Annotated in this window: 18 protein-coding genes; 10 read left to right on the top strand and 8 right to left on the bottom strand. The window is 64.3% G+C overall.

The window, feature by feature from the left end:
• The first annotated feature begins 67 nt into the window (after positions 1–67).
• Complete coding sequence (locus AQZ49_RS13890) at positions 68–1,477, top strand: helix-turn-helix domain-containing protein (RefSeq protein WP_067616616.1); 1,410 nt, start codon at positions 68–70, stop codon at positions 1,475–1,477.
• Between the two features lie 72 nt (positions 1,478–1,549).
• On the opposite strand, the gene AQZ49_RS22325 is transcribed toward AQZ49_RS13890, so the two are convergent.
• On the bottom strand, positions 1,550–2,515 hold the full coding sequence (locus AQZ49_RS22325) for a hypothetical protein (RefSeq protein ID WP_156428298.1): 966 nt from the start codon (positions 2,513–2,515) through the stop codon (positions 1,550–1,552).
• A gap of 268 nt (positions 2,516–2,783) precedes the next feature.
• Between AQZ49_RS22325 and AQZ49_RS13880 the strand changes: the two genes are divergently transcribed.
• The 3 genes from AQZ49_RS13880 to AQZ49_RS13870 all read left to right on the top strand — a co-directional run bounded on the left by AQZ49_RS13880 (position 2,784) and on the right by AQZ49_RS13870 (position 6,090).
• Positions 2,784–3,563, top strand: coding sequence for an N-acetylmuramidase domain-containing protein (locus AQZ49_RS13880; protein ID WP_067616610.1), 780 nt, complete (start codon positions 2,784–2,786; stop codon positions 3,561–3,563).
• A 149-nt stretch (positions 3,564–3,712) separates the two neighbouring features.
• On the top strand, positions 3,713–4,084 hold the full coding sequence (locus AQZ49_RS13875) for a hypothetical protein (protein WP_067616608.1): 372 nt from the start codon (positions 3,713–3,715) through the stop codon (positions 4,082–4,084).
• A gap of 89 nt (positions 4,085–4,173) precedes the next feature.
• Entirely contained in the window at positions 4,174–6,090 is a 1,917-nt protein-coding gene (locus tag AQZ49_RS13870; protein WP_067616606.1) for a CocE/NonD family hydrolase, read from the top strand.
• 170 nt (positions 6,091–6,260) lie between these two features.
• Here AQZ49_RS13870 and AQZ49_RS13865 read toward each other — a convergent pair whose 3' ends face one another.
• On the bottom strand, positions 6,261–7,490 hold the full coding sequence (locus AQZ49_RS13865) for a M24 family metallopeptidase (protein ID WP_067616695.1): 1,230 nt from the start codon (positions 7,488–7,490) through the stop codon (positions 6,261–6,263).
• Between the two features lie 232 nt (positions 7,491–7,722).
• Between AQZ49_RS13865 and AQZ49_RS13860 the strand changes: the two genes are divergently transcribed.
• The 4 genes from AQZ49_RS13860 to AQZ49_RS13845 all read left to right on the top strand — a co-directional run bounded on the left by AQZ49_RS13860 (position 7,723) and on the right by AQZ49_RS13845 (position 13,648).
• The gene (locus tag AQZ49_RS13860; protein WP_067616604.1) at positions 7,723–8,463 is read left to right on the top strand and encodes a dienelactone hydrolase family protein; all 741 of its coding nucleotides are present in this window, start codon (positions 7,723–7,725) and stop codon (positions 8,461–8,463) included.
• A gap of 113 nt (positions 8,464–8,576) precedes the next feature.
• Positions 8,577–9,731: a YXWGXW repeat-containing protein gene (locus tag AQZ49_RS22580; protein ID WP_067616602.1), complete on the top strand. Its 1,155-nt coding sequence runs from the start codon at positions 8,577–8,579 to the stop codon at positions 9,729–9,731.
• 98 nt (positions 9,732–9,829) lie between these two features.
• On the top strand, positions 9,830–11,782 hold the full coding sequence (locus AQZ49_RS13850) for an oxidoreductase (protein ID WP_067616600.1): 1,953 nt from the start codon (positions 9,830–9,832) through the stop codon (positions 11,780–11,782).
• Between the two features lie 63 nt (positions 11,783–11,845).
• On the top strand, positions 11,846–13,648 hold the full coding sequence (locus tag AQZ49_RS13845; protein ID WP_067616598.1) for an aromatic amino acid ammonia-lyase: 1,803 nt from the start codon (positions 11,846–11,848) through the stop codon (positions 13,646–13,648).
• 267 nt (positions 13,649–13,915) lie between these two features.
• Here the strand turns inward: AQZ49_RS13845 and AQZ49_RS13840 are convergent, their stop codons facing one another.
• The 4 genes from AQZ49_RS13840 to sucC form a co-directional block, all read right to left on the bottom strand.
• Positions 13,916–14,818, bottom strand: coding sequence for a sterol desaturase family protein (locus tag AQZ49_RS13840; protein WP_067616596.1), 903 nt, complete (start codon positions 14,816–14,818; stop codon positions 13,916–13,918).
• Positions 14,819–14,886: 68 nt separating this feature from the next.
• Positions 14,887–15,438 carry a DUF1003 domain-containing protein gene (locus tag AQZ49_RS13835; RefSeq protein WP_067616594.1) on the bottom strand — a complete coding sequence of 184 codons (552 nt, stop codon included), beginning with the start codon at positions 15,436–15,438 and terminating at the stop codon, positions 14,887–14,889.
• A 118-nt stretch (positions 15,439–15,556) separates the two neighbouring features.
• Positions 15,557–16,441 carry a succinate--CoA ligase subunit alpha gene (sucD, locus tag AQZ49_RS13830; protein WP_067616592.1) on the bottom strand — a complete coding sequence of 295 codons (885 nt, stop codon included), beginning with the start codon at positions 16,439–16,441 and terminating at the stop codon, positions 15,557–15,559.
• A 3-nt stretch (positions 16,442–16,444) separates the two neighbouring features.
• Positions 16,445–17,644, bottom strand: coding sequence for an ADP-forming succinate--CoA ligase subunit beta (gene sucC / locus AQZ49_RS13825; protein WP_067616588.1), 1,200 nt, complete (start codon positions 17,642–17,644; stop codon positions 16,445–16,447).
• Between the two features lie 230 nt (positions 17,645–17,874).
• On the opposite strand from sucC, the gene AQZ49_RS13820 reads away from it, so the two are divergent.
• Positions 17,875–18,651: a 3'(2'),5'-bisphosphate nucleotidase CysQ gene (locus AQZ49_RS13820; protein WP_067616586.1), complete on the top strand. Its 777-nt coding sequence runs from the start codon at positions 17,875–17,877 to the stop codon at positions 18,649–18,651.
• On the opposite strand, the gene AQZ49_RS13815 is transcribed toward AQZ49_RS13820, so the two are convergent.
• Positions 18,652–19,698, bottom strand: coding sequence for an aldo/keto reductase (locus AQZ49_RS13815; RefSeq protein ID WP_067616584.1), 1,047 nt, complete (start codon positions 19,696–19,698; stop codon positions 18,652–18,654).
• A gap of 76 nt (positions 19,699–19,774) precedes the next feature.
• On the bottom strand, positions 19,775–20,467 hold the full coding sequence (locus AQZ49_RS13810) for a YiaD family glycine zipper/OmpA-like lipoprotein (protein WP_067616582.1): 693 nt from the start codon (positions 20,465–20,467) through the stop codon (positions 19,775–19,777).
• Between the two features lie 163 nt (positions 20,468–20,630).
• Between AQZ49_RS13810 and AQZ49_RS13805 the strand changes: the two genes are divergently transcribed.
• Positions 20,631–21,956 (top strand): hemolysin family protein, encoded by a 1,326-nt coding sequence (locus AQZ49_RS13805; protein ID WP_067616580.1) that lies wholly within the window; start codon positions 20,631–20,633, stop codon positions 21,954–21,956.

Here is a 21,956-nt window from a genome sequence, read left to right as displayed (position 1 = left end):
CATGGCCCGAGTCCAATGTTAATCTGCAAAGTTGTAAACCCCAACTTTGCAAAGAAGGGCCCGATTGATGAGCATGCGCCAGCGGCTGTTTGCCGGCAAACAGCTACGCGCCCTGCGTGCGCGCCGCGCGCTGCGCCAGACCGAGATGGCCCAGATGCTGGGGATCAGCGCCAGCTATCTGTCGCAACTAGAAAACGACGAACGCCATCTGACCCCGGCGCTGGCCGATGCCTTGCGCGGTGCGTTTCCGTTCGACTGGGCCGATCTGGCACCCGCCGGGGGCGACGCGCTAACCACCGCGCTGCACGAGGCGCTGGCCGATCCGCACCTGCCGGGCGATCTGCCGGGCGAAGCGGTCGAACGGCTGGTGCGCCAGTTTCCCGGCTTTGCCGATGCCTTTGTGCGCCTGCATGCCTTGCACACGCAAAACCGGCTGCGGCTCGACATGCTCGATGAAACGATCGGCACCAGTCTGGCCGCCGGGGGACGCCTGCCGTGGGAGGAAGTGCGCGACTGGTTCCACAATGCCAACAACTATGTCGATGCGCTCGACCGCGCCGCCGAAACGCTGGCCGCCGAGATCGCGGGCGAGGACGCCAGCCCGCGCGTGCAGTCGATGCAGGGCTGGCTGCGCGCGCAGGGCGTAACCGTCACCTGGACCGGCGGCGGCGCACTGCGCCACTATGACGCCGCGCGCCGCCATCTCGAACTCGATTCCAACCAGCCGATCGAAAGTGGGCGGTTCCAGCTTGCCTGGCAGGTCGCCGCGCTCGCGCTGTCCGACCCGATTGCCCGGATTGTCGAGGCCGCCTCGTTGCAAAGCGACGCTGCGCGGCATCTGTTGACGATCGGGCTGGGCAACTATGCGGCGGGCGCGCTGCTGATGCCCTACGAACGCTTTCGCACCGCCGCGCGCGAATTGCGCCACGATATCGACCGGCTGCGCCTGTTGTTCCACACCAGTTTCGAACAGTGCTGCCACCGTCTGTCGACGCTGCAACGCCCGCGCGCACGCGGCATCCCGGTCTATTTCTGCCGCGTCGACATGGCCGGCAATGTCACCAAGCGCCATTCGGCCACGCGCCTGCAATTCGGCCGGTTCGGCGGCGCCTGCCCCTTGTGGATCGTGCACGAAGCGGTCGCCATTCCCGACCGCATCCATGTCCAGCTTGCCGAAATGCCCGATGGCATCCGCTATGTCTCGATCGCCAAGGGCCTCGTCAAACCATCCAGTTCCTATTACCGCCCGCCGCGCCGCTATGCGGTAACGCTGGGGTGCGAAGCGACCCATGCCGCCGAATTCATCTATGCCGACGCGCTGAACCTGGCATCCGATGACGCGGTCGCACGGATCGGCGCATCGTGCCGCATCTGCCCGCGCGACGCCTGTGACCAGCGCGCGTTCCCGCCCAGCGACAAGGCGATCGATGTCGATCCCGCGCGGCGCGACCTGGTGCCCTATCGGATCGTAGGATGATCCCGCCATCGCAAAGACGCAGCGTCCGCAACCGTTCGACAGATGCCAGGCACGACCGTTATGCGGGTCAGGTTAGTTGGCCTTGCGCGAGCGCGGCGGTGATCTCTGGTTGGTCTTGTCGCGATTTTTCGCTGGACTCGCACACAATCCCGCTTCGGCAGTTTCCGCAGCGCGGTTTTCATCAGCTTCGGAAAATCGTTGGAAATCAGAAGTCAGATTCAGCAAGGGACTGGGCGATACGATCGTATCATCAATCCCATAGGTGACCACCAAGCCGATATATTGATCGGGGCGCGCCCTTATCAAAAAACGCACATTCGTGGCGCTGTCCTGACCTGGCGCAATGATCCCCGTCAATCCACCACCTGGAGACAGATATCTATCGATGGACGCACCCCTCTGTATTGCTGCCCGCGTGTCATCTGTAAAATTTCTCTCGAAGAATTGCCGAACATCATTCGGAGGATTTCCCTCGATGTAACTGGCATCCACAGCGTTCAATGCCCATCCCTTTTTCGGATTATCAGACCATGAATACTGCTCCTGAAAAATTTTACTGCCGTTCTTCAGAATAAATTGCCCTTCCACCGGACCTTTTTCCACAAAAGACGGCTGCGGGACATCATCAATTCTAAACCCACGATCCAATTGATCACGTGATATCTGGGATGGGTCGTAGGTATACATTTGGGCAATACTGTACGTAATTTTTACTTTGTTTTCAGTGTTATTTTTCACACTGACTTCATAAAACACGTCATACAAATATTTTCCGTCGCCTGTGGGACATATTTTTTTCACAACCAGGTTTGAATCCGGATTCGTGGTGCTCAAACTGGCGACGTCGGCCTGATGCGAATCAATAACCCATTTGGGCAGACCGCTGATAAATGCAAATATCGAGCCCAAGATCGTAACGATCACAAGTTTAAATACTTCGATAACTCGCTCAAATGTCCAGACAAATTTTACCGGACTCGAACCGCCTGGCCCAATAACCGAGCCAGCGCCTTCGCCATCCTCACCATCCAGCGACATGGCACCCTCCAAATAAGAGCGCCCAATCTTCGCTGAAATTCGAACTTAAATCAAATTTTCTCATCCAATGAGTCCGCTCCCCGTGAAAAACAACACGAAGACTTCCAGGTGAGGTTTTCGCCGAGAGACCGACTTCGCGAAACGCAAGTTTCGGGTCAGGCACTAAGCAATATTCCTCGACCTGGTGAATTCCGTTGGCATTGACCCGAACAATTCATCAGGATGCGCCAAACTGGCATCCCCATATCCGGCATGAAAGGCGCGCATCATGGACAGGTTTACCGGCCCCGGCACACCGCTTGATCTGAATGCGTTTCAGGCGACGACAGGCAATATCGGCTGTCCGCCCGAATCGCTGTGGGCACTGCTGCACGTGGAAACGCTGGGGTGTGGCTATTTGCCCGACCGGCGTCCGAAAATCCTGTTCGAGCGGCATATTTTCCACAAATTGACCAATGGCCAGTACGACGCCCAGGCCCCCGATGTCAGTCAGCCGACGCCCGGTGGCTATGGCGCGGGCGGGGCGAACCAGTACACCCGCCTGGCGGTCGCGCTGGCGCTTGATGAAACCGCCGCGCTGTCGGCGGCGTCGTGGGGGCTGGGGCAGATCCTCGGAACCAATTTTGCCAGCGCGGGCTTTGCCTCGGTCGAAGCCATGGTCGACAGCTTTGTCGCCAGCGAAGGCGCGCAATTGACCGGGATGGCCGCGTTCATCGTGGCATCGAACATCGCGGCCGATGTCGCCAGCCAGAACTGGGCAAGCTATGCGAGGGCCTACAACGGACCTGACTATGCCGAAAACCAGTACGACACGCGGCTGGCTGCGGCGCACCAGCACTATGTGGACGCTGGCTGCCCCGACATCACATTGCGCGCAGCGCAAGTCTATCTGAACTACCTCGGCTATGACACCGGCGGGATTGACGGCATTCTGGGGGCCATGACCGGCGCCGCGCTGAAGCAGTTTCAGCAATCGGCCAATCTGCCGCAAAGCGGCCTGGCCGATGCCGCCACGTTGGCCGCACTGGCGACACCCCCGTCCGCGTAATGATCGAATGACAGTTCCTTGTGCGATGTCCAACACCTGAACAGGCCGATCAGACTGTGGTCAGCTTTGGCATGGCAATTGGGACGCAATAATGGCTGTCACGCGGCGTTTGGCGGTGTGGTATGATCTGTTCTGCAGGAGATGTTGCGATGAACCGTCCTTTGACTTTTGCGCTGCTGGCGCTTTCCACCGTTCCGCTCGCCGCCTGTGCCGGAACCGGGGTCGAGGTGGCCTATGCACCGGGACCTTATGCCTATGATGGCTGGTACGATGGCTATTACGGGCCGATCTATGACGGCTATTGGGGCAACGATGGCTATTTCTATTATCGCCATGGCGAAGGCGAAGGCGCCTTTGTGCGCGGCGATCGCGCCCACTTTGCGCGGCAGGCGCCGCAGGGCCCGCACAACTTTCAGCGCATCCAGGGCAACACCGCGCCGCGCCAGGGCGTGCGCGCGCCGCATTTCCCCGGTGGCGGTGGTCACGGCGGCGGCGAACATGGGGGCGGCGAACGCCATTGACCCGGCGCGCGCAGGGGCCGGTTGGCCCCCGCGCGCACCACTCTCTGCAACCTCTTGAGCGAGCGGGGCATTTGCGCCAGGAACCGGGCATGATCCGGTCACGAACCCTGCTCGCCGCGCTTGCGCTGTCCACCACCCTGCTGTCGGGGATCGCCCGCGCCGACAGTGCGCCGGTCACCGCGATGACCCCCGACGTGGTGGACAAGTACGATCCGGTGCTGCCCGCGGCGGATTACATCCGCCGCGACGTGATGGTGCCGATGCGCGACGGGACCAAGCTGTACACCGTGATCGTGATGAAAAAGGGCGTGAAGAACGCGCCGATCGTGCTGTGGCGATCTCCCTATGATGCGCATGGCGATGCGGCGCGCGGGCACAGCCTGCGGCTGGTCGACCTGATCCCGGCGATGGACGCGCCGCTGGTCGAGGACGGCTATATCCGCGTCTATCAGGACATCCGGGGCATGCACCGGTCCGAAGGCCAGTTCGTGATGAACCGGCCGCTGGCAGGACCGTTGAACCCCACCGGCATCGATGAATCGACCGACGCCTACGACACGATCGACTGGCTGGTGAAAAATGTGCCCGAATCCAACGGCAAAGTCGGCGTTCTGGGATCATCGTACCTGGGCTTCACCACGCTGATGGCGGAAATCAACCCGCACCCCGCGCTGAAAGTGGCCATCGCGGAAAGCCCGATGGTCGATGGCTGGATAGGCGACGACTGGTTCCACAACGGCGCCTTCCGCGTCAGCGGGCTCGACTATGCGCTGGAAATAAGCACCGGCAAGGGCGATGCCAATGCCACCGTCCCGCATGGCAACAGCGATGACTATACCCGCTATCTGGAGGCCGGATCGGCGGGCGACTATGCCAGGAAATACGCGATCGACACAGTGCCGTTCGTGCGCAAGCTGATCGAAAACCCGTCTTATGGCCCGTTCTGGTCGTTGCAGGCGGTCGACAAGCTGATGGCGGTGCGCCCGTTGACCGTGCCGACGATGCTCGAACTGGGCCAGTGGGACCAGGAAGACAGCTATGGCGCGCCTGCAGTGTACCGCGCGCTGAAGGATCAGCCGGGCCGCGCGCCGCTGACGCTGGTGATCGGGCCATGGCGCCATTCGGGCGCCAACCATTACGGCTATGAACTGGGCGCGCTGACGTTTGCCGGGGACACCGCCGCACAATGGCGGCGCGACTGGATGAAGCCGTTTCTCGACCACTGGCTGAAAGACGCGCCCGACCCGCATGCGCCCGCCGCGGTGACTTATGCCACCGGCATCGACAAGTGGGAGCAATCGCCACGCTGGCCGATGGGCACGCCCACCGCCTATTACCTGGGCGCCGACCATGACGCCGGGTTTGCCGTACCCACGCGCACCGGAACCGTGTCGTGGGTGGCCGATCCCGCCAACCCGGTGCCGTTTGTTCCCCGTCCGGTCAGTCTGGGCAACAGCGCGCAATGGACCACCTGGCTGGTGCACGATCAGCGCTTTGTCAGCGGGCGGCCCGACGTGGTCACCTTTACCGGTGCGCCGCTCGATCATCCAGTGCACCTGATGGGCGCGCCGGCAGTCGATATCTGGCTGGCGACCAGCGGCACCGATGCCGACGTGGTGGTCAAGCTGATCGACATCTATCCCGACGACGCACCCGAGGCGGGATCGCAGGGCGCCAAGCCAACCATGGCAGGCTTTGAATTGCCGATCGGCATCGAGATCTTTCGCGGGCGCTACATCAACAGCTTTGCCAAGCCAGAAGCGCTGAAGCCGGGCGCGTTCAACCGCTTCCGCTTTGCGCTGCCCAATGTCGATCATGTCGTGCTGCCCGGCCATCGCATTGCGGTGCAAGTGCAATCGAGCCTGTTCCCGCTCTATGATCGCAACCCGCAGACCTTCGTACCCAACATCTTTCTGGCCAAGCCCGCCGATTACAAGGCGGCGACGATGCAGATCGGCTATGGCGGCGCCACGCCCAGCGCGGTGCTGCTGCCAATAGTGCCTTAGAGCATCGTGCAAAAAGCGGGCACCGGTTTTTTGCAATTAACGATGTGAAAACAAAAACTCCTAAAGCATACTGCGTTTCAGATTAAACGCAGTATGCTTTATTATCTAGGCCGAAACCTGCGTTTCGGGAGTCGGCACCGGCCCGCTCCCGGAATTGCGGCACAGATCCCTCAAACCGGCTGATCGATCGACCGGGCCAGTGGCGTGAACAGCACTGGCCCGGTTTCGGTCATGTGCCAGCAATCTTCCAGCCGCACGCCGAATTCGCCGGGGATATAGATCCCCGGTTCGTCGGAGAAGCACATCCCCGGCGCCAGCGGGGTGGCATCGCCATGCACCAAATAGGGCGATTCGTGGCCGTCGAGCCCGATGCCGTGCCCGGTGCGGTGCGACAGGCCGGGCAAATGATACCCCGGCCCCCAGCCTTCGCGGGCGTAAAACGCGCGCACCGCATCATCGATGCTGCCCACCGGCACGCCGACGCGGGCGGTTTCCAGCGCGATATCCTGCCCGCGCCGCACCGTGTCCCACACTTTGCGCTGCCGCGCGGTGGGTTCGCCATAGACCCAGGTGCGCGAGATATCGGATTGATAGCCATGCACCCGCGCCCCGCAATCCATCAGGATCACCGAACCTTCGCGCACCGCCTCGGGCTGGTGCGACCCGTGGGGATAGGCGCTCGCCGCGTTCAGCAGCACTAGCGAAAATTCGCTCGGCCCCCCCATCGCCGCCGAAGTGGCGTCCATCAGCGCGGCAATATCGTGTTGGGTCATGCCGGGCCGGATCTGGCCGTGGACCTGGCGCAAGGCGGCCATGGTGATCGCGTTGGCCCGCTGCATCAGCGCCAGTTCGGCGGGTGACTTGATCTGGCGGCAGGCGTTGACCAGCGCCTCGCCCGCCACCACCGCGCAGCCAAGACGGCGCAAGCCATCGACCACAAAGAACCGTACCGCGCGATCGACCGCGACCGGCGCGGCCATCAGCTTGCGCTCGGTCAGCTCCCCGGCGATCGTCGCCAGGGGGTTTTCATCTTCGTTCCATGCGCGCACGTGCGCCGCAATCTGCAGCGTTTCGCGCACGCTTGGCGCTTCGAACACCGGGGTGACGATCACCGGCTCGCCATCAGCGCAGATCACCGCTGCGGTCACGCGTTCGGATGTGTACCATTCGATGCCGGTAAAATAGGTCAGCGCCGAACCCGCCTCGACCACCAGCGCGCCGACCCCGGCGGCGACCATCAGCCGCTGCAATTTGGCGATCCGGGCGGCGAATTCGGCCGGGGCAATCGGGTTGACCGGCGCCCCGAACGCCGGCGCCGCATCGGCTCTGGCGATGGGTGCCACCAGACCGATGGTGGCGCTGGCCGCCATCCCTGTCAGAAACCGTCGCTTTGAAATCATGGTGCTCTCCCGCATTGCCCGCGCAACCTGCCCGCCCCGCACGCGCCGATCAAGCATGGCAATGTAACCCCACGCCGATGGCGCGGTGTACGGGCCGGATCCGGGTCAATGTGGAGGTCAACCTGTCCGACAAGCGCGCGCGGTCTGGCTGGCCGGGACGTAAACCATGGTTGATCGGCGAATGGGGCTGGTCCATCACAACCGGGCCCTGACTATTCACGGAAAGACTTCTATGCCACAGCAACTGACGCTGATCCCCACGGCCGACGGCCAATGCCCGGTCCACGTGCTTACCCCCGCTGGCCTGGGCCCCTGGCCCGCGGTGATTTTCTATATGGACGGGCTCGGCATTCGCCAGACCCTGATCGACATGGCCCAGCGGCTGGCCGACAATGGCTATTTCGTGCTGTTGCCCGACATGTATTACCGCTGGGGCGCCTATGAGCCGCTGGTCCCCGCCGAGGTGTTCAAGGGCGATTTTCGCGCCCAGGTCGGCCCGATGATGGCCACCACCGGCAATGCGCGGGCCGCCCGCGACACTGCCGCGTTCCTCGCCTGGCTGGGCACCAATCCGCATGTACTGGGCACGCGCGTCGGCACGGTCGGGTTCTGCATGGGCGGCGGCATGGCAATCACCGCAGCAGGCACATATCCCGACCGCGTGGCCGCAGCAGCCAGCTTTCACGGCGGGCGCCTTGCCACCGACGAACCGGACAGCCCGCATCTGCTCAGCGGCCATATCAAGGCCGAATTGCTGATCGCCGGGGCCGACAACGACACCAGCTATCCGCCCGAAATGGCCGAACGCCTGACCGCGGCGCTAACCGAGGCGGGCGTGCGGTTCCACGCCGAAATCTACCCCGGCGCCGCGCATGGCTGGATGAAAAAGGACTTTCCCGTCTATGTCGAAGCGGCGGCCGAGCGCGGCTGGGCCGAATTGCTGGCGCTGTTTGCGCGCAATCTGAAAGTATAGAATGCGTGTTCGTGACCATTCGGCAACCGGATGGTCACGACCCGTTCATGCGGCGGGGCGCCATATCCACAGCATCGGCCCAAGCGGGGCAAAGCTCTGGAGGCGAACACATCATGCAAGACACGTTACGCAAGGCAGCCTGTTCGATCGCGGCCATCGCGGTCCTGGCGTCGACCGCATCCGCATGGGCCGATGTGCCCTGCACTTCGGCACCGCAGCCGGTGATCGCCCAAGGCGTCGGCGCGCCACCCCCGTTGCAGGCCGAAGTGCAGCCACCGATGCCGGCCTATGGCTATACCTGGACGCCGGGCTTCTGGGGCTGGAACCAGATGGGTGGCGGCTATTACTGGGTGCCCGGCGTATGGGCCCGGCCACCGGCCGTGGGCCTGTTGTGGACCCCGCCGTGGTGGGGCTGGATGGGCGGCGTCTATGCCTTCAACCCCGGCTATTGGGGCCCGACGGTGGGCTTTTACGGTGGCATCAATTACGGATACGGCTATGGCGGCCATGGCTATGATGGCGGCTATTGGCGCGGGCGCACGCTCTATTACAACCAGTCCGTGACCAATTTCGGCGGCGTGCACGTCAACGCGGTCTACAACCACCCGTTCTTCGCCGGGCGTGGGGCAAGCCGGACCAGCTATAACGGCGGCGCAGGCGGAGTGCGGGCCACCGCCACCAGCGGCGAACTCGCAGCGGCGCGCCAGGCCCGCGCGGGCATTTCCGCCGAACAATCGGGCGCGGTGCGCAATGCCGCCAACAACCCTGCCAATCGCGCCGGTGCTGGCGGCAGCCATGCCGGTGCGATTGCCGCAGGCGTCGCCGCAGGGGCCGTTGCCGGCCATCTCGCGACCCGCGCCGCGGCCAACCACGCGGCGGCGCGCGCAGCGACCGCGCATACCGCATCCCATGCGGGCGGCTATGCCGGACACGCCACCGGCACGCAGGCCGCCCATGGTGGCGGATACCATGGTGGCAGCATCGCGCATGGCGGCGGCGGATTCCATGCGGCTGGCGCCTCACACGGCGGGGGCGGATTCCATGGCGGGGGTGGTGCGTCCCGCTTCGGCGGCGCCTCGAATGGTGGCGGCGGATTTCACGGCGGCGGCGGGGCGACCCACTTCGGCGGTGCCCCGCATGGCGGCGGCGGATTTCACGGTGGTGGTGCTCCGCACGCTGGTGCTGGTGCCCCGCACGCTGGTGGCGGTGCTCCGCACGCCGGTGGTGGTGCTCCGCACGGCGGCGGCGGTGGCGGTCGACACCACTGACGGCACGCGATCCCCTGAACCGGCATTCGGTTCAGGGGCGTGTTGCGTGCAACGCCAAAACCGATCAGGATCGCCGGGCCACCTGATCCAGGAACGCCATGCCCGCTTTGCCAAACTTGTTCGCGCCGATCACCATTCGCAATCTGACGATCCGCAACCGGATTTTGTCGACCGGGCATGACACCACTTTGCCCACCGCGTTTGTCCCCAACGATGCGCTGGTCGCCTATCACCGCGCGCGGGCAGCGGGCGGGGCCGGGCTGATTGTGATGCAGGTCGCAGGGGTGCACGAAACCGCGCGCTATACCGCGCACCTGCTGATGGCGACCACAGACGATTGCATCCCCGGCTATGCGCGCGTGGCAGACGCGGTGCATGCCCATGGCTGCGCGCTGTTCGGGCAACTGTTCCATCCCGGGCGCGAAATCATGGAAAGCCAGGACGGCACGCTGCCGGTGGCCTATGCCCCCTCGGCCGTGCCCAACGAACGCTTTCACGTTACCCCGCGCCCGATGTCGGCAGCCCTGATCGCGCAAGTGATCGCAGGCTATGCCATGGCTGCACAACGGCTTGAACGCGCCGGGCTCGACGGGGTGGAAGTGGTTGCCAGCCATGGCTATCTGCCTGCCCAATTCCTTAACCCGCGCGTCAATCTGCGCACCGATGCCTATGGCGGCGACGATCAGGCGCGGCGCCGTTTCCTCGCCGATGTGCTGGCCGCGATCCGCGCCGCCACCGGTCCCGATTTCATCGTCGGCCTGCGCATCAGCGGCGATGAAAAGGATGCCGACGGCCTGAGTGCCGAGGACGTCATGGCGACGCTGGTCGCGTTCGACGGCCAGTTCGATTACTACAACATCACCGCAGGCACGTCGGCCGGGATCGGCAGCGCGGTCAACATCGCCCCGCCGATGGCGGTGGCGCACGGCCACCTCGCACCCCTGTCGGCCAGCATCAGGGCGCGCGTTGGCACCCCGGTGTTCGTCGCAGGCCGCATCAACCAGCCGCAGGATGCCGAACGCATCCTGGCCAGCGGCGCCGCCGACATGGTCGGCATGACCCGCGCGCTGATCTGCGACCCCGAAATGCCCGCCAAGGCCCGCGACAACCGGCTCGACGATATCCGCGCCTGTATCGCCTGCAACCAGGCCTGTATCGGCCATTTCCACATGGGCTATCCGATCTCGTGCATCCAGCACCCCGAAACCGGACGCGAACTGACTTATGGCGCGATCACCCCTGCGCCCCGCCCGCGCCGCATCGTGATTGCGGGCGGGGGCCCGGCGGGAATGAAAGCCGCCGCCGTCGCCGCCGCGCGGGGGCATCAGGTGATTCTGTGCGAAGCCGGGCGCCAGCTTGGCGGGCAGGCGTTGCTGGCCCAGATGCTGCCCTCGCGTGCCGAATTCGGCGGCATCGTCACCAATCTCGCGCGCGAAATGGCGCTGGCCGGGGTCGACGTGCGGCTGAACCAGCCCGTCACGCGCGCGCTGATCGACCAGATTGCGCCCGCTGCCGTGGTGATCGCCACTGGCGCCACCCCGCGCAGCGCGCCGGTCGAAGGCGCCGAGACCGGCCACGTCGTCAACCCCTGGCAAGTGCTGCGCAACGAAGTGAACGTCGGCGCATCGGTGCTGATCGCCGACTGGAGCCTCGACTGGATCGGCCTTGGCCTGGCCGAACGGCTGGCGCGCGCCGGATGCCGCGTGCGGCTGGCCGTCGATGGCTATATGGCCGGGCAACGCGTGCACCAATATGTGCGCGACTTGTGGATCGGTACGCTCCACGATCTGGGCGTTGAAGTCATCCCCTATGCCCGGCTCTATGGCATCGACGGGCAGACCGTGTTCTGCCAGCACGCCAGCAACGGCGCGCCAATGCTGTTCGAAGATGTCGACACGCTGATCACCAACCTGGGCCATCAGAGCGTCTGCGCGCTGGAGGACGAACTGGCCGGAACGGGCCTGGACTTGCACGTGATCGGCGATGCGCTGACGCCGCGCACGGCGGAAGAGGCGGTGTTCGAAGGGTTGAAAGTGGCCGTCGCGCTGTAAACACGGAACTTGCCCGGCCGCCGCAAATATGCGCCCATGGCATGATTGCGAAAGGAAAACGGCGTGGGCACAAGTGGCATCCTCAAACAGGCACGGTTCGCACTGGTCGCCGCAGCGGCGCTTTGCACACCGGTTGCGGTACAAGCGCAAACCGCAGACGGTTTCATCCCTGGTGCCCAGGATGCCGCGGCGCAGACCGTGATGCTCAGCGGTCACGATCTGACCATTGAACAAGTCGTGCAGATTGCCCGCCATGGCGCGAAGATCGCGCTGACCGCGCAGGCCCGCCAGCGCTCTGCCGACGCCTATGGCCTGTTGCTCGAAGCCGCTGCCGAGGGGGTTACCGTCTACTGGTTCAATCGCGGATCGGGGTCGCAACGCGAAACCACCATCTTTTCCGGCGATCCCACCGCGCCCGACACCAGCGCCCGTCTGAAAGCGCGCCAGCTTGCCAATTTTGCACGCGGCGAGACCGGGTCTTATGGCCCGGAAATCGACAACGAGGATGTCATCCGCGCGATGATGGCGATCCGCGCCAATGCGATGTCATACGAAGCGGCCAGCCCAGGCTTGACGCAGATGCTGCTCGACATGGTCAATGCCCGGATCACGCCGATCGTGCACAGCCAGGGGTCGCTCGGTGAAGGCGATCTGGCCCTGATGGGGGACATCGGCCGCGCCATGGTCGGGGTGGGTGAAGTGCATTACCGGGGCGTGCGCATGACCGCGGCGCAGGCGCTGCAGCAGGCCGGGCTGAAGCCGCTCGAACCGTTTGGCGCCGATGATGCCGCGCTGGTCAGCACCGATGCCTGGTTCACCGCCAATGCTGCGTTGCTGGTGGCGGATTCGCGCAATCTGCTCGAATGGTCCGACATGGCGACCGCGATGGCGCTGCTCGGCATGAATTCCAGCATCACGCCGCTGTCGACCCCGGTGCAGGCCAACCGCCCGTTCCGCTGGCTCAACTGGGATGCGGCGCGCGTGCTCGACATGGTGCGCGGCAGCTACTTGTTCGAGGTTGATCCCAAACGGATCATCCAGGACCCCGAAAGCCTGCGCGCCTCGACCCAGCGCACCGGTTCTGCATGGCAAGCCTGGGCCGACTTGCGCGACAGCGTGCAACTGGCGATGAATTCGTCGGATCACAACCCGGCGGTGCGCCCCGATGTACAGCCCGGCGACAGTTGGGAACTTGCCACGCCGCAATTGATGCAATTCCACGTCAAGGGCGGCCCGCTCAGCCACGGGAAAGGCGGCTATATCCTGTCCGACGCCAACTGGGACCCCTATCCGCTGTCGAACCAGGTCGAAGGGTTCACGATCGCGCTGGCCAACATGGGCGTAGTCCTGGCGCAGCGGATCGAACGGTTCACCAATCCGTTCTTCACGGTGATCCGCCCGACCGATGTGATGACACCGGACCAGGCCGCCACGCTGCCGCAAGGCGCGGGCTATCTGCCCGTGGACTTGTGGGTGGAAATCACCGGCCTGATCACCCCGGTCACCCCGCAGGGTCAGCCGATCGTGGCGACGGTTGAAGATCTGCAAGCCGAAACCCGGCTGAAAGTCGCCCGCGCCCGCAAGGTTGTCGATCTGACCACGCATTTGCTGGCGCAGGACATCCTGATGTCGACCAACTGGATGGAAGTGCGCAAGGCGCAAGCGCCCGCGCGCAATTTCGGCGCCGCCCCCATCGCGGCACTGGCGGCGGTGCGCGCCGTGGTGCCATTGCGGCACGGCACCGGCCCCGGCGTGGCGGGAATGGCCATCCACGACCTGATCACCGACACGCCGGTCAGTGCGTTCTATCCAGGCGGCCCCGCCGCGCCGCAGGGCATTGCACCGCCACAGGCCCAGGCAAATTAGAGCGTCCTGCGATAAATCTGTAACACCGTGACGGAGCCGATTTTGGCCCAGTGCAAGGAGGGATGGCGCAGGAATATCGGGAATATTTCAAGCCATCTCGACGCCGCAATGGGCCAAAAGCGGCCCGCCCCGAAGGGGTTGCTCTGGAAAGGCCCGTGGCAGCGTTGCGTCGCTTGCGCGGGGCAACCACAGCCCGCGCTGCGCGACGCGCCTCCCCACGGGGCTTTCCAGAGCAATCACGGTGTTACAGATTTATCGCAGGACGCTCTAGGGCTGGTCGGGTCCCGTAGCCAGCCATGCCGCGCGCACCTTGCGCGAGGTCATGCCCTGCCCGTCGGCACGCCAGCCGGGCGGGCCCATTACCACGCCGGCCACTTCGCGCAACGATCGCGCACGCACCAGGTCGCGCCCCATCGCCAGCCATTCGTGAAAGGCGATGCGGAACGGGTTGTGCGTGTCGATGTTCTTCATGATGCCATAGCGCGGCGGGTCGTGATCGACCTCTTGCGCGAAGGTGCCGAACATCCGGTCCCATACCATCAGCACCCCGCCATAATTGCTGTCGAGATAGCGCGGGTTCGACGCGTGGTGGGCACGGTGGTGGCTGGGGGTGTTGAACAGATATTCGAACCAGCGCGGCATGCGGTGCACCGCCTCGGTGTGAATCCAGAACTGGTAGAACAAGTTGATGGTCTGTTGCAGCAGGATCATCTGCGGGGGAAAGCCGATCAGCGCGAGCGGAATCCACGGCGTCCACGTGCCGACGATTTCTCCGGTCCAGGTCTGGCGCAGCGCGGTCGACAGGTTGTAATGCTGGCTGGAATGGTGGTTGACGTGCGCCGCCCACCACAGGCGGCATTCGTGGCTGATGCGGTGGAACCAGTAATAGGTGAAATCGTCGAGCACGAACAGCAGCGCCCAGGCCCATACCCAGTGCGGTGAAATCGTCAGCACGCGCCAGCGATAGGCCGCGCCCAGCCCGGCGATCACGATCCCGGCCATCATCAGATTGGTCAGCACATTGCCCAGCGTCATGCCGAATGCCGCCAGCGTGTCGCGCGCCCGATAGCGTGCCTTGATCACCGCCATGCGCGCCAGAACCGCCTCAAGCGTGATCGACACCGCATAAAAACCGAAAATCAGCTCTGTCAGCGACGGTTTCCACGCCATATCTGCGCCCCCTTGCCCTGGTCGATCTCAGGATGCGGGCAAACCGGTCCCGCGCCAACCGGAAAATGTCAGGACCCGCTCGACTGCCGCAACGCGGTCAGTTCGTCCTTCGTCTGGTGCAACAGATGGGTCAGTTCGGCCACCGCGATCGACAGGTTGAGCACTTCGCTTTCGCGCAACTGGTCAAGCTTCTGGTGCAGCAGCTCGATTTCCAGTTCGGCCTTGATGTTGATCTTGTAGTCGCTTTCGGCAGCCTTGCGATCGACATCCTGTTGCCGGTTCTGGCTCATCATGATGAACGGCGCGGCATAGGCGGCCTGAAACGACAGCGCGAGATTGAGCAGGATGAACGGATAGGGATCCCATTGCCGCACATAGGCGGTGATGTTGAGCACGATCCACACCGCCAGCAGCACCGATTGCACGATGATAAATCGCCACGACCCCATCGTTTCGGCAACGATATCGGCAATCTTCTGACCCAGCGTCAGCGGCGCGTCGGTCGCGCCATGCGCCCGCGCCGCGCGCAACCGCTCGGCCCGGCGCAACTTGCGGATATCGTGCAACAGGAAGTGTTCGGCTTCATCGAGCAGATGCTTGGCGCCTTCGATGGCATTCATGGGTCTGTCACCGGGCTGTTGGACATCGTTGGCGGCAGGTTAGAGCGGCTTTGCGCAAAGCACAAACAAACAGGGCCGGGGTTGCCCCCGGCCCTGTCGATTATACGATGTCGCGGCTTCAGCCCTTGAGCACTTCGGCCAACGTTTCACCCAGCAGGCTGGGCGAAGGGCTGACGCGGATGCCGGCGGCTTCCATCGCGGCGATCTTGCTTTCGGCATCGCCCTTGCCGCCCGAAACGATCGCACCGGCATGGCCCATGCGGCGGCCCGGAGGCGCCGAACGGCCGGCAATGAAACCGGCCATCGGCTTTTTGCGGCCACGCTTGGCCTCGTCGATCAGGAACTGCGCAGCCTGTTCTTCGGCATCGCCGCCGATTTCGCCGATCATGATGATCGACTTGGTGTCTTCGTCGGCCAGGAACAGTTCGAGCACGTCGATGAAGTTGGTACCGTTGACCGGGTCACCGCCAATGCCGACCGCGGTGGTCTGGCCAAGGCCGATGTTCGAGGTCTGGAACACCGCTTCATACGTCAGCGTGCCCGAACGCGACACCACGCCGACGCTGCCCTTTTTGAAGATCGAGCCGGGCATGATGCCGATCTTGCATTCTTCGGGGGTCAGCACGCCGGGGCAGTTGGGCCCGATCAGGCGCGACTTGCTGCCCTGCAGCGCGCGCTTCACGCGCACCATGTCGAGCACCGGAATGCCTTCGGTGATGCACACGATCAGTTCCACTTGCGCGTCGATCGCTTCGAGGATGGCATCGGCCGCACCCGGAGGCGGGACGTAGATGCACGAGGCGGTCGCACCGGTCGCCGCCTTGGCTTCGGCCACGCTGTCAAACTGCGGCAGGCCGATGTGCGTCGTGCCGCCCTTGCCCGGGGTCACGCCCGCAACCATCTGCGTGCCATAGTCGAGCGCAGCCTGGGTGTGGAACGCGCCGGTCTTGCCGGTCATCCCCTGGGTGATGATCTTGGTGTGTTTGTTGATGAGGATCGACATGGTTCAGGAAACCTTCCGGACTTCGGCCACGATCTTCTTCGCGGCATCGCCAAGATCGTTGGCGGGAACGATGGGCAGACCCGAGTTGGCAAGGATGTCCTTGCCCTGCTGCACATTGGTGCCTTCGAGACGAACGACCAGCGGAACCTGCAGGTTCACTTCCTTGGCGGCGGCAACGATGCCGTCGGCAATGATGTCGCACTTCATGATCCCGCCAAAGATATTGACGAGAATGCCCTTCACCGCCGGGTCGCGCAAAATGATCTTGAACGCAGCCGTCACCTTTTCGGTGGTGGCGCCGCCGCCCACATCGAGGAAGTTGGCGGGGAATTCGCCGTTCAGCTTGATGATGTCCATCGTCGCCATGGCCAGCCCTGCGCCATTGACCATGCAGCCGATGTTGCCGTGGAGCTTGATATAGGCCAGGTCGTACTTGCTGGCTTCGATTTCCGCGGGGTCTTCCTCGGTTTCGTCGCGCAGCGCGAACACGTCGGGGTGACGATAGAGCGCGTTGGAATCAAAGCTCATCTTGGCGTCGAGTACCAGCAGCTTGCCATCGGCGGATTCGACCAGCGGGTTGATTTCGAGCATGTCGGAATCGAGCGCGACGAACGCTTCGTACAACTGCTTCGACAGCTTTTGCGCCTGCTTGTTGAGATCGCCCGACAGCTTCAGCGCGAACGCCACGGCGCGGCCATGGTGCGGCTGGAACCCGGTGGCGGGATCGATCACGATGGTGGAGATCTTTTCGGGCGTCGAATGCGCCACGTCCTCGATGTCCATGCCGCCTTCGGTCGACACGATCAGCGCAACGCGCCCGGTGCCGCGATCGACCACGATCGACAGGTAGTATTCCTTGGCAATGTCGACACCGTCGGTGACATAGAGGCGGTTGACCTGCTTGCCCGCTTCGCCCGTCTGCACGGTGACCAGCGTGTTGCCCAGCATTTCGCGGGCATGCGCGCCGACTTCTTCGACCGATTTGGCCAGCCGCACGCCGCCCTTGGCATCGGCGGGCAGTTCCTTGAACTTGCCCTTGCCGCGCCCACCGGCGTGGATCTGCGCCTTGACCACATAGATCGGGCCCGGCAACTGCTGTGCAGCCGCAACGGCTTCTTCGACGGTCAATGCGGGGATGCCCGCAGGGACACTGACGCCGAATTTGGCGAGCAGTTCCTTGGCCTGGTACTCATGGACGTTCATGCGAATTCCCCAGCGTGCGAGTGGGAGGAAAGCCCGGTCCGGCAGGGGTGCAGGACCGATGGAGTCGCATGGGCCTTAAGCACACGCTTACCGGCTTGAAAAGAGCCCTTCTGCCGCACTGCAACTCAAGCCGGGGATTGGGCGTGCATACGAATGAATGAAACAGGCGAGGTCGGGCCGGGGCAAGCGCGGTCTTGCTTTGCCCACCGGCTTGGCTCATCGCCGTGGTGATGCTCGATTACGCGCGCCTTGAAGCCATCGTTCGCCAGGCCGGGCAACTGGCCATGGCGCATTGGCCGGGGCACGGACACGCGCCCGCAATGTGGGACAAGAGTCCCGACAACCCGGTGAGCGAGGCCGATCTGGCGGTCGATGCCTTTTTGAAGCGCGAACTGGGCGGCTTGTTGCCGAGCGCGGGCTGGTTGTCGGAAGAGACCGCCGACCATCCCGACCGGCTCGACCGGTCGCTGTGCTGGGTGGTCGATCCGATCGACGGCACGCGCGATTTCCTGCGCGGACGCACCGGGTGGTGCGTGTCGGTTGCGCTGGTCAGCGCGGGGCGGGCGCTGATCGGCCTGCTCGATGCCCCGGCGCGCGACGAACTGTGGAGCGCCACCGCCGGGCGCGGGGCCGCGCGCAACGGCGCACCGCTGCACGCCAGCACGCGCACCCGCCTGCCCGGCGCGCGCGTGCCTGCCGACACCCTGCCCAAAATCGATCAGGACCTGACCATGGTGGACAAGCCCAATTCGATCGCGCTGCGCATCGCGATGGTCGCGGCGGACGAGGCCGACCTGCTCGCCACGCTGCGCTGGGGCTATGAATGGGACATCGCCGCCGCCTGCCTGATCGCGCGCGAAGCGGGCGCGGCGGTCAGCGATGCCTTTGGCGTGCCGTTCGATTTCAACAAGCGCGACCCGCGCGCGTTCGGCCTGCTGGTAACCGCGCCCGCCATCCACACAGCGGCGGTCGACCGCCTGGCCGAACGCGCCGCGCGGCTCGCCTGATCACGCGAGTTCAAGACAGGTCGGAAAATCCTCGGTGTCGATGGTCGCCTGCATCGGCGCGGCATAGCGGTGCCCGGCGACTGTCTGATGGTTGATCAGCGCATCGACTTGCGCAGCCAGTTCGGCGGGGATCGCCCAGTCCCAGCGGGCAATGTTTTCCTCCAGATGCGCCACGCTCTTGGTGCCGGGGATCGCCACGACATGATCGCCCTGGGCCAGCACCCAGCCGAGCGACAATTGCGCAGGAGTTACCCCCGCCGCTGCCGCCAGCGCGTTGAAGCGTTCCAGCAGGCCGCGGTTGTGCTGCCAATTGGCCCCCTGAAAGCGGGGCATGCCGGGGCGAATATCGCCTTCGCCCAACGCGGCGGGATCGCCCACGCCATTGGCCAGCGCGCCGCGCCCGACCGGTGAAAACGCGACAAACGTGGTGCCCAGTTCACGGCAGGTGTTCAACACGGCGATTTCCGCCTGCCGCGTCCACGGCGAATATTCGGTCTGCATGGCCGCGATCGGATGCACCGCAGCGGCGCGGCGCAGCGTGTCGGCCGACATTTCCGACAGGCCGATCGCGCCGATCTTACCCTCCTTGATCAGGTCGGCCATCGCCCCCACCGACTCCTCGATCGGCACGGTGAAATCGCGGCGGTGCATATAATAGAGATCGATGTGATCGGTGCGCAGCAGCCGCAGCGAGATCTCAAGCTGTTCGCGGATGGTCTGGGGCTGGCAATCGATGCCGCGCTTGTCGCCGCTGGCGAATATGCCCATCTTGCTGGCCAGAAACACTTTGTCGCGCCGACCTTGCAACGCTTCGCCCACCAGCGTCTCGTTGTGGCCCAGGCCATAGAGCCGGGCGGTATCGAAATGGTCATAGCCCAGCTCGATCGCGCGGTGCAGCAGAGCAATCGCATCGGCATCGGACGGGCGCGGACCATAGGCCCAGCTCAGCGACATGCAGCCAAGCCCGACCGGGTTGGTCAGGCGGCCATTGATCGGACGTTGGTTGATCGTGCCGACGGCAATCGTATCGGAGGTTGGTACGGACATGGGGGGGCTGTCTCCTCGGGGTGCCTGCGGCGATGCCAGCCGGCACCGCCCGGCGTCAAGGACCAAGCCCCGCCGGTCAGGAGCCGCCGCGCGCGCGCGCCACTTCTTCCTGCGAGATCGGCACGATCTTGATTTCCACGCGGCGGTTGGCGGCGCGGCCTTCAGGGGTGTCGTTGCTGGCCACCGGCTGCGTCTTGCCAAAGCCGGTGCTGCGGATACGCGCCTGGCTGACGCCCTTTGACACCAGATAGTCGGCCACCACGCGGGCGCGGTTTTCCGACAATGTCTGGTTATAGGCATCGGACCCGGTCGAATCGGTGTGGCCGTAAACATCGATCAGCGAATTGGGAAATTTGTTGAGACTGGCCGCCACGGTGTCGAGCGTGTCGCGGAACCCCGGCTTGATCAACGTGCTGTCGGTGTCGAACGTCACGCCATTGGGCAGATTGACGAGAATGGCCTGGCCATCATCGACCGCCTTCACGTCCACCCCGCTGCCCGCGGTCTGTTCCTTCAGCTCCTTGATCTGCTTGTCCATGGTATAGCCGATCGAGCCGCCGATCACGCCGCCGATGCCCGCGCCGATGATCCGCCCGGTGCCGCCACCCAGCAGACCGCCGATCACCAGCCCGCCAACCACGCCCGCCGTCGCGCCGATCGCGGTGCGCGACACTTTCTTGTGCCCGGTGTTGGGGTCGGTAACGCAGGCCGAGGTCGCGACCAGCGAAACCGTGCACAACGCAGACAAGACAACCCGACCCAGCTTCATGACCAAACCCCGTATTTTTGAACCACAGACAGACAATGACCCGGATCGACCGGCTTTTCCAGTCCATCGGGGTAAACCGTGGTGACAAGACCCTGAACCGAATCCGAACGAAACGTCGCGCGGCCCTTCGCGAAGTGGCACAAATCTGCTAGCGGCTGGTGTTGTGACACCATTTCCCTGGACTGACGTCGTCATCATTGGCGCCCTGGTTGTTTTGAACGGCCTGTTTTCCATGTCAGAGCTGGCCATCGTTTCGGCGCGTCCGGCGCGGCTGAAAATGCGCGCCGAGGCCGGATCGACCAGCGCCGCGCTGGCGCTCGATCTGGCCAGCGACCAGGGCAAACTGTTGTCCACCGCGCAGATCGGCATCACGCTGGTGGGGATCATTGCCGGGGCCTTTTCGGGATCGCAACTGGGCGGACCGACCGGCGAGCGGCTGGCCGCGCTGGGTGTGCCGGCGCATCTCGCGCCCGAGGCGGGATTTGCGCTGGTGATCGCGGTCACCACCTACCTGAGCCTGGTGATCGGCGAACTGGTTCCCAAACAGCTCGCACTGCGATCGGCCGACGCGATTGCGGTGGTTGCGGCACGGCCGATGGCGATGATGGCCACGGCCACCGCCCCGCTGGTCTGGCTGCTCGACGAATCCTCGTCGCTGGTGCTGCGGCTGGGCGGGATCAAGGGCGCGGGCGGTCACGAAGTGACCACCGAAGAACTGGAAATGATCTTTGCCGAGGCGACTCGTTCGGGCGTGCTCGAAGAAGACGAACGCGCGCTGATGACCAGCGTGATGCGGCTGGCCGAACGGCCGGTACGCGATGTGATGACCCCGCGCACCGAATTGCACTGGATCGACTTGTCGGCCAGCGATGGCGCCTTGCGCGATGCGATCGCCGGGTGCCCGCATTCGCTGCTGCTGGTGGCTGACGGTTCGGTCGATACGATCGTCGGCGTGGTGCGCGTGCGCGACGTGTTGCAGGCACTGGTGCGCGGCGAGGTAGCCGACCTTGGCACTTTGATGAAAAAGCCCGCGATCGTGCCCGACCAGCTCGATGCGATGGATGCCTTGCGCCAGATTCAAATGGCCGAAGTGACGCTGGCGCTGGTGCACGACGAATATGGCCATCTGGAGGGCATCGTCACCCCCGCCGACTTGCTTGATGCAATCGCGGGCACGTTTGTCGCGCATGGCGATGATGGCGACACGCCGATGCTGATCGAGCGCGAGGATGCCTCGCTGCTGATATCGGGCGCGCTGCCCGCCGATGCGATGGCCGACCGGCTGGGCATCGATCTGCCCGAAGATCGCGACTATGCGACCGTCGCCGGGTTTGCGCTGTCGGTGCTCAAGAAGTTGCCGCACGAGGGCGAGCATTTCACCAGCCAGGGCTGGCGGTTCGAAGTGATCGATATGGACGGGCGCAAGATCGACAAGCTGCTCGCCTGCCGGAGCAAGCCTTCGGTGCCACCGACCACCCTCGACGGATAG

The organism is Novosphingobium sp. FSW06-99, assembly GCF_001519065.1.
Taxonomy (GTDB): Bacteria; Pseudomonadota; Alphaproteobacteria; order Sphingomonadales; family Sphingomonadaceae; genus Novosphingobium.
This window is presented reverse-complemented; position numbering and strand designations above follow the sequence as displayed.